The sequence below is a fragment of the Roseovarius halophilus (ex Wu et al. 2025) genome, from assembly GCF_047086965.1.
In genome coordinates this window covers 20,812-27,467 of record NZ_JBKOTX010000066.1, presented here as the reverse complement: position 1 = coordinate 27,467, position 6,656 = coordinate 20,812, and the positions used below count along the sequence as shown (strand labels likewise).

General features: G+C 64.8%; 10 protein-coding genes. 5 read left to right on the top strand and 5 right to left on the bottom strand.

Annotated features, from left to right (window positions below; genetic code table 11):
- Positions 1 to 140: 140 nt before the first annotated feature.
- Positions 141 to 1,190: a thymidylate synthase gene (locus ACH107_RS14570; protein WP_412506454.1), complete on the bottom strand. Its 1,050-nt coding sequence runs from the start codon at positions 1,188 to 1,190 to the stop codon at positions 141 to 143.
- Between the two features lie 173 nt (positions 1,191 to 1,363).
- Between ACH107_RS14570 and thyX the strand changes: the two genes are divergently transcribed.
- The 3 genes from thyX to ACH107_RS14555 all read left to right on the top strand — a co-directional run bounded on the left by thyX (position 1,364) and on the right by ACH107_RS14555 (position 3,235).
- Positions 1,364 to 2,272 carry an FAD-dependent thymidylate synthase gene (gene thyX, locus ACH107_RS14565; RefSeq protein WP_412506453.1) on the top strand — a complete coding sequence of 303 codons (909 nt, stop codon included), beginning with the start codon at positions 1,364 to 1,366 and terminating at the stop codon, positions 2,270 to 2,272.
- Between the two features lie 110 nt (positions 2,273 to 2,382).
- A complete protein-coding gene (locus ACH107_RS14560; protein ID WP_412506452.1) occupies positions 2,383 to 2,793 on the top strand; it encodes a DUF2177 family protein in 411 nt (136 codons plus the stop codon).
- 157 nt (positions 2,794 to 2,950) lie between these two features.
- Entirely contained in the window at positions 2,951 to 3,235 is a 285-nt protein-coding gene (locus tag ACH107_RS14555; RefSeq protein WP_412506451.1) for a hypothetical protein, read from the top strand.
- An 84-nt stretch (positions 3,236 to 3,319) separates the two neighbouring features.
- Here the strand turns inward: ACH107_RS14555 and ACH107_RS14550 are convergent, their stop codons facing one another.
- Positions 3,320 to 3,526 carry a cold-shock protein gene (locus tag ACH107_RS14550; protein WP_300894002.1) on the bottom strand — a complete coding sequence of 69 codons (207 nt, stop codon included), beginning with the start codon at positions 3,524 to 3,526 and terminating at the stop codon, positions 3,320 to 3,322.
- A 188-nt stretch (positions 3,527 to 3,714) separates the two neighbouring features.
- Here ACH107_RS14550 and ACH107_RS14545 point away from each other — a divergent pair, with 188 nt between their 5' ends.
- Together ACH107_RS14545 and ACH107_RS14540 are read left to right on the top strand one after the other, a co-directional pair.
- Positions 3,715 to 4,029, top strand: a complete 315-nt coding sequence (locus tag ACH107_RS14545; RefSeq protein WP_412506450.1) for an arsenate reductase family protein — start codon at positions 3,715 to 3,717, stop codon at positions 4,027 to 4,029.
- Positions 4,030 to 4,077: 48 nt separating this feature from the next.
- Positions 4,078 to 4,446, top strand: coding sequence for a hypothetical protein (locus ACH107_RS14540; protein ID WP_412506449.1), 369 nt, complete (start codon positions 4,078 to 4,080; stop codon positions 4,444 to 4,446).
- Here ACH107_RS14540 and ACH107_RS14535 read toward each other — a convergent pair.
- The 3 genes from ACH107_RS14535 to ACH107_RS14525 are packed head-to-tail and all read right to left on the bottom strand — an operon-like array spanning position 4,379 to position 6,594.
- Positions 4,379 to 4,981: a DoxX family protein gene (locus ACH107_RS14535; protein ID WP_412506448.1), complete on the bottom strand. Its 603-nt coding sequence runs from the start codon at positions 4,979 to 4,981 to the stop codon at positions 4,379 to 4,381. The two genes, ACH107_RS14540 and ACH107_RS14535, sit on opposite strands and share 68 nt — an antisense overlap.
- Positions 4,982 to 4,984: 3 nt before the next feature.
- A complete protein-coding gene (locus ACH107_RS14530; RefSeq protein ID WP_412506447.1) occupies positions 4,985 to 5,740 on the bottom strand; it encodes a putative DNA-binding domain-containing protein in 756 nt (251 codons plus the stop codon).
- Positions 5,737 to 6,594: a DUF692 domain-containing protein gene (locus ACH107_RS14525; protein ID WP_412506446.1), complete on the bottom strand. Its 858-nt coding sequence runs from the start codon at positions 6,592 to 6,594 to the stop codon at positions 5,737 to 5,739. The genes ACH107_RS14530 and ACH107_RS14525 overlap by 4 nt, the downstream gene beginning before the upstream one ends.
- Between the last annotated feature and the right edge of the window lie 62 nt (positions 6,595 to 6,656).

The window sequence follows — 6,656 nt, the reverse complement described above, 5'->3', positions numbered from 1 at the left end:
GGCGTCGTGATCTTCGGGTCGGACCAGGCCATCAAGGAAGGCGACACGGTCAAGCGGACCAATGCCATCGTGGACGTGCCCATCGGGGATGCGCTTCTGCAGGCACAGAGCCGGACGCGGGAAGCGCATCGCCGCCACCCTCAGGGCGAGTTGACGTCCGGGTTCACCGCGCCGCAGAGCGGGTCCGACACGGCCTGCCCGCACTGGTCCAGCACGAAGATCCCGACTTCGCGCTCGTTGGACAGGTCCAGCGGATCGCCCGACCCGTCGAACTGTTCAAGGTTGACCACGCCGGCCACGCCGTCGGACTCCGGCCCGCCGAACACGCCGCCATAGCTGCCGACATTGATGAACTGGCCATCGGTTTCGCCGCGCGGGTCGCCGATGTCGTATTCCACGTCGCCCGCAAACGTGCCGTTGCCGGCGATGGGCGTTGCCAGCAGCACGACCGACGGCAATTCCTGTGCCGTCTCGACCAACTGCCGGTCAAAGATATTGCCCTCGACGCTGTTGTCGGCGAAATCGGCGTTGACGAAGATGTTGCCCGTGATCGTCAGCGCCTGCGGCACGCGCAGCTCGTCCGCCACGTCGACATCCGCCGGGATCTCCTTGAGGTCCGGGCCGTTGATGTCGCCGATATTCGTCACCGCGACGTAATCCCCGGCATAGCTGACCATCCCGCTGTCCGGCGATATCTCGGGCCGGTCGAAGCCGCCGTCGCGGTCGAAATGCCCACCTTCGAAGAAACGGTTCCGCGGCCCCGGGCTGCCGACCGTCGTCGCTCGTACAGAGCCGCTGTTGTTCGACTGCGCCGCATAGGCGGTATAATGGCGATCCAGCGGATCCTCCTGCACGGTGAAGGCCATGTAGCCCTCCCGGTCCAGTCCGGGCCGCCGGTTGTAGACGGCGGTGAAGGGCACCTCGTCAAGGTTCAGCCCCTCGACCACCAGCGTTTCCGCCGCGGCGTCGAAGGTCACGTTGCTGACGTTGCCCGCCAGCCCGTCGGGCACGCTGACCGAGGTGTCGATGGTGACGGTGCCGTCGCCGCCATCGTCGCCGTTGTCCTGCTCGCCGCCGTCACCGCCGTTTTGCTGGGCGTCCTCGGCCGGGTCTTCCTCGAACGGGTTCGACCCGCCGCCACAGCCGCCCAGAAGGGCGGCGGCCATCAGGCCTGCCACGAAGTGTTTCATGATGAGACTGCCCTCAATATGTGCTCTTTTCGTTCGTCTTTTCTGCTCAAGATCCTTGTTTTCAATGCGAAAGTCAATCATCCATCGGGCGTGAGCACCGGAAAGCCATGTGCTGTTGCAGCCATGCCGGCGCCGGTGGTATCAACCCGCATTCCGCACGAAAGGCCCCGCCCATGCCCCTTACATCCGACCAGCAGGCCGAAATCGACACGCTCCGCAGCCAGCCGGGGGAAACCCTGCGCGCCGTGGCCCCGGGGATGGAGCGGCACCTCTACACCGCCCATTCGGTGCTCGACCACGGCTTCGTGCGGGTGGTGGACTACATGGGCGACGATGCCGCCATCTGTCAGGCGGCGCGGGTCAGTTATGGCAAGGGCACCAAGTCCGTCAGCAATGACGAGGGGCTCATCCGCTACCTCATGCGCCACTGGCACTCCACCCCGTTCGAGATGTGCGAGATCAAGCTGCACGTGAAGCTGCCCGTTTTCGTCGCACGGCAGTGGATCCGCCACCGCACGGCCAACGTCAACGAATATTCTGCGCGATACTCCATCCTCGACCGCGAATTCTACATCCCCGCGCCCGATCACCTCGCCGCGCAGTCCACCACCAACAACCAGGGCCGCGGCACGGCGCTGCAGGGTGAAGAGGCCGAGCGCGTGCTGCGTACGCTGCGCGACGACGCGATGCGCTGCTACGACCATTACGAGGCGATGATCGCGCAGGACGGTCAGCAGGGCCTCGCGCGGGAACTGGCGCGCATGAACCTGCCCGCCAACATCTATACCCAGTGGTACTGGAAGACCGACCTGCACAACCTGCTGCACTTCTTGCGCCTGCGCGCCGATACCCACGCCCAGTACGAGATCCGCGTCTATGCCGAGGCGATCTGCAGCATCGTCGCGGACTGGGTGCCGGCGGCCTACCGCGCGTTCGAGGATTACCGCATGGGCGGCGCGACCCTGTCGGCCACGGCCCTTGATTGCATCCGGCGGATGCTGAAAGGTGAGGAGGTGACGCAGGAAACCTCCGGCATGTCCAAGGGCGAATGGCGGGAATTCATGGCGGCCATCGACGGGTAGGGCGCAATGCCCCCGCGCGGCCGAATGATTGCGGGCCACGGAGTCTTCGGCTGATCCGCGGGTCGCGGGCATCCGTGTTTCGATGGGATACAATCTTCAAAGGCCCCTCCATGTTCCAGATCCTCGTGCTCTACCTCGTCACGGCCGGGGTGTTCCTCGCCCTTGACGCGGTCATGCTGTCGACCGTCATGAAGCCCTTGTTCGAGGCGCATGTCGCTGACCTGATGGCCGATCGGCTGCGCCTTGGGCCGGCAGCGGTGTTCTACCTTTTCTACGTCGCGGGGCTGTTGTGGCTCGTCTCCGTCCCCGCGCTGCGCGACGGCGCGCCGCTGCGGGCGCTGCTGGGCGGCGCGGTGCTGGGCGCGGTTGCCTATGGCACCTACGAGGTCACGAACCTCGCCACCCTGCGCGGCTGGTCATGGCGGATGGTCGCGGCGGACGTGGCGTGGGGCACGCTGCTGACCGCGATCTCGGCATGGGCCGGGGTGGTGGCTGCGCGGGCGATGGGCGGGCAACCGTAGGCGCAGGCGCACCGACGCGATACGGATGCGATGCGTATGCGGCGCCGACCCCCCCGAAAACGGCCTGTTTCCGGGACGCGGAATTGACAGCCGGGCGGGTTTGCGTACGCTGAGGATTGCGAATTCGCCGATTTTCATCTTTGCTAAGAGGGTTCCCATGCGCATCGTCAAACCAGCCGCCGCCAGCCTGATGGCCGCGCTGATCGCCGCCCCGGCCTTTGCCGGCGGCCCCCGCATCTACGCCGTCGAGGCCGACCGCAATTTCTGCCCCGACGGCTTGCAGCCGGTATCGCTCAACGGCGTGATCTGCTGCGGCACCCCGAACCAGAGCCAGACATACCAGCAGGTCATGCGCCACCCGGTCCAGACGCGCGTGCATCGCGTCAACGTATCGGAACGCCGCGCGCGCACCTGCGCCGAAGGTCAGAAGGGCTGCTACTGACGCGGGCGCACGGCCGGGGCGACGCAGGAGGGTGTTCCGGCCCGTTGGGGCCGGAAAATCATTTTATTGTAATGATTTGTGGCGTCAGAGCAGTTTGAGGTCGCCGGCCATCTGGCGCCCGTCGCGCCCGTCCTGCAACTCGTATCCGACCTTCTGGTTGTCCGCCAGCCCGGTCAGCCCCGACCGTTCAACGGCCGAGATGTGAACGAACACGTCCTTGCCGCCCTCGTCGGGGGCGATGAATCCATAGCCTTTGGTTGTATTGAACCACTTCACGGTGCCCGTCGGCATGCCGCTTCTCCTTCTCTTTCGTCACTTCCCCGGAAAATGCCGGGCCATGCCACGCCAGATCCGCCAGCGATGACTGAAAGATCAGGGTCACGACTCGATGATTGCATTGCGTATGTAAAAAGCAAGCAAAACCGCGTGATCTTTTCCACGACTGCCGCTATTCAAGGCAGACGAACAGCGAGGGTGCCATGATCCTGTACGGTTTGAAAACCTGCGACACCTGCCGCAAGGCATTGAAATCCCTGCCCGATGCGGCGTTCCGAGACGTCCGCGCCGACGGCGTGCCGCCCGACGTTCTGCAAGCCGCGCATGCGCGGTTCGGCCCGCGGCTGCTCAATACACGGTCTACCACGTGGCGCGGGTTGGATGCGGCGGAACGAGAGCGCAACCCCTTGGAGTTGCTCGCGGAATATCCCGGCTTGATGAAACGCCCGCTGATCGACGACGACGGCACGCTCCATCTGGGCTGGGACAAGGACGTGCAGGAAAAGCTCCTTGGATAGGGCGCCCGGCTGATTATGTCGCGCCTGCGGACTGACAGGAGATAAACGATGCGGAACGCGGCGCTTGTGCTTGGCGTGATCGGCGGTGTCATCGGTCTGATGGTCGGGTTCTTCAGCTACGGCTACACCGAAGTCGTCGCGCGGTTCGGCGAGGTCGAGGGGCTGGCCCGGCAGGTCGAGAATGTCGGCCTGATCCGCGTCGCGAGTTTCCTGTCGCCCCTGTTGGCCATCGCGGGCGGGGCAATGGCCCGGGCCCGCGCGCTGTGGGGCGGGCTGATGATGTTGGCTTCTGCCGGGCTGATGTATTACGCTTTTGGGTTCAACGTGTTCACCATGTTCCCGATCGGTTTCACGGCCTGTGCGGGGCTGCTGGCGCTGGCTGCGGGGAAGCCGGATGAGCCGACGGCGCATTTCTGACAAGGACACCGTCCAGCGAAAGCGCCCCGGCGCCCTTGACCACGAGGGTGACCAGAAGGAACAGCCATAGCGCCCGTTGATCGAGGATCACCGCGTCCGGAACCTTGTCGAACCAGGCGCCCACTGTGCCGGCCTCCTCAATGGCGCCGTGACCGTAAAGATCGGTCGCCGTCTGCAGGATGACGAACCCGATCATGCCAAGGGCCGCGAGCCGCGTGAAAAGCCCGATCACGATGAGCAGGGGCAGGATGAACTCGGCCCATGTGCCCGCGAGGACGACGAGCGTGTGGAACATGCTCAACTGCCCCGTGTCATACCCCGCGGCTTCCATGGCGCGCGGGAAGATCTGGGCATACGCGCCCATGGACGGGCTGAAAACACCGAGGATACCATCACCCAGCTTTGTCAGGCCCGAGATCCAGAAATACATCAGAAGGATGGCCGCGAAAAGCAGGCGTGCCAGCACAGGCAGGATCCAGTCCATCCGTTCAATACGGCGGAAGACGGCATCATGCAGGAAAATCAGGAGTGTCATGGTCTAATCCTCGGGAGTGATGTGGGTGATGGCCCGACCGTTCAGAAGCAGGACGAGCGCTTGCGAGAGGTCGAATTCGGCCGCAACCTTCATCGCGGCCTCGTTCGCGGTCGCCATCGGTTGCCCTGCCGCAAGGGCCGCCATGAAATCGGCCACGCCGTCGGGCAGAACAGTGATCTGCGGATCATATTCCGGCCGGGTGATCAGCACATCCTGCGCCACCGCGCGGGGCTTCGGCGCATCGGGCATGGTAGCATAGCAATAGATGTCGTGGACGGGCCAAGGGGACCTGAGAAGGCGCAATGCCGGGGCCAGCCCGAGCCGGGCGGCGGCCAGCTTGTCAGGGGGCAGTGCCTCAAGCGCTGCCGGCGCAACGGGCGTGGCGTCGGCGGCATGGTAGGATGTGATCTGCGCATGTTCCAACCGGGCGACATCGCCGATATACCGGATATGCGAGACCGGTTCGAACCCGTCGAGGAAATCCGGCAATGCGGCGCCGTACTGCATCATCAACGGTGTTTTCGGCGGGTGCTGCCTGAGAAAGACGCCGGCAACCTTGCGAAAGTTGTCGGCGCCGATCAGGTTGGCAATCGCGGGAAATCCCGTCTCCAGGGCCTCGGTCAGGCTGACGGCCACGTTGTTGCGATAAACGGCGAAGCGTTGCCCTGCCGGGCGGCCGTGCCCGTCGCTGAGCCCCGCAGGAACGGGGCCGCCGCTGTCGAGCAACGCGTCGTGAAAATAGGTCTGTGAGATACTCATGCCGCGACCTGCTCCAACGCGTTTGACGCGTGGCGCGCTTCGGCGGCCAATGTCGCCCAGTCGGGCACATCCGCATCCCATTCGATCAGCAGGGGCCGCGCGCCCGCGCGGTCGAGCGCATGGGCAAGAAGGGCCCAGACCGGGTCGGCGACTTTGCGTCCGTGGCTGTCGATCAGCAGCGGCGCGCCGTGGTCGTCCGTGTCCTCGTCATGGCCGCCAAGATGCAGTTCGCCGACATGGCCGAGCGGGAAGGAATCGATATAGGCGCGCGCATCCAGCCCGAGATTGGTGGCCGATATGAAGACGTTGTTCACGTCCAGAAGCAGCCCGCAGCCGGTGCGCCGTGCCAGTTCGCGCAGGAAGTCGGTTTCGGCCCATGTGCTTTCGTCGAAGGTGAGATAACTCGACGGGTTTTCCAGCAACATCCGGCGGCCCAGCACGTTCTGCACTTCGTCGATATGATCGGCGATGCGGGTCAGGGTGGCATTGGTATAGGGCAGCGGCAGAAGATCGTTGAGGAAATGAGTGTCATGGGTCGACCATGCGAGGTGTTCCGAGAAACTGGCCGGTTGCAGCCAGTCGCACAGGTGCTTCAGGCGTGCGAGGTGGTCAGGATCAAGCCGACCCTCACCGCCGATCGACAAGCCGACGCCATGGACGGAAATCGGAAAGTGTTCGGCAAGGTGGCGAAGCTGCGCCAGCGGGCGTCCGCCGTCGCCCATGTAATTCTCGGCATGAACCTCCAGCCATTCCACCGGGCGCGCATCGGTCGAGATATCGCCGAAATGCTGCGGCTTGTAGCCAACGCCCGGGGCGGGCGGCAGGGTGGTGAAACGGGATTTCGTGTCAAGCATGGTGGCCTCGCGTGGCGCTGTGCGGGGAAGGGGCGCCCGCCATGGCGCGCGCCCCGAGCTCG

Coding starts and splice junctions, on each gene's coding strand:
- ACH107_RS14570 (WP_412506454.1), bottom strand. CDS start 1,190: ATGAAACACTTCGTGGCAGGCCTGATGGCCGCCGCCCTTCTGGGCGGC.
- thyX (WP_412506453.1), top strand. CDS start 1,364: ATGCCCCTTACATCCGACCAGCAGGCCGAAATCGACACGCTCCGCAGC.
- ACH107_RS14560 (WP_412506452.1), top strand. CDS start 2,383: ATGTTCCAGATCCTCGTGCTCTACCTCGTCACGGCCGGGGTGTTCCTC.
- ACH107_RS14555 (WP_412506451.1), top strand. CDS start 2,951: ATGCGCATCGTCAAACCAGCCGCCGCCAGCCTGATGGCCGCGCTGATC.
- ACH107_RS14550 (WP_300894002.1), bottom strand. CDS start 3,526: ATGCCGACGGGCACCGTGAAGTGGTTCAATACAACCAAAGGCTATGGA.
- ACH107_RS14545 (WP_412506450.1), top strand. CDS start 3,715: ATGATCCTGTACGGTTTGAAAACCTGCGACACCTGCCGCAAGGCATTG.
- ACH107_RS14540 (WP_412506449.1), top strand. CDS start 4,078: ATGCGGAACGCGGCGCTTGTGCTTGGCGTGATCGGCGGTGTCATCGGT.
- ACH107_RS14535 (WP_412506448.1), bottom strand. CDS start 4,981: ATGACACTCCTGATTTTCCTGCATGATGCCGTCTTCCGCCGTATTGAA.
- ACH107_RS14530 (WP_412506447.1), bottom strand. CDS start 5,740: ATGAGTATCTCACAGACCTATTTTCACGACGCGTTGCTCGACAGCGGC.
- ACH107_RS14525 (WP_412506446.1), bottom strand. CDS start 6,594: ATGCTTGACACGAAATCCCGTTTCACCACCCTGCCGCCCGCCCCGGGC.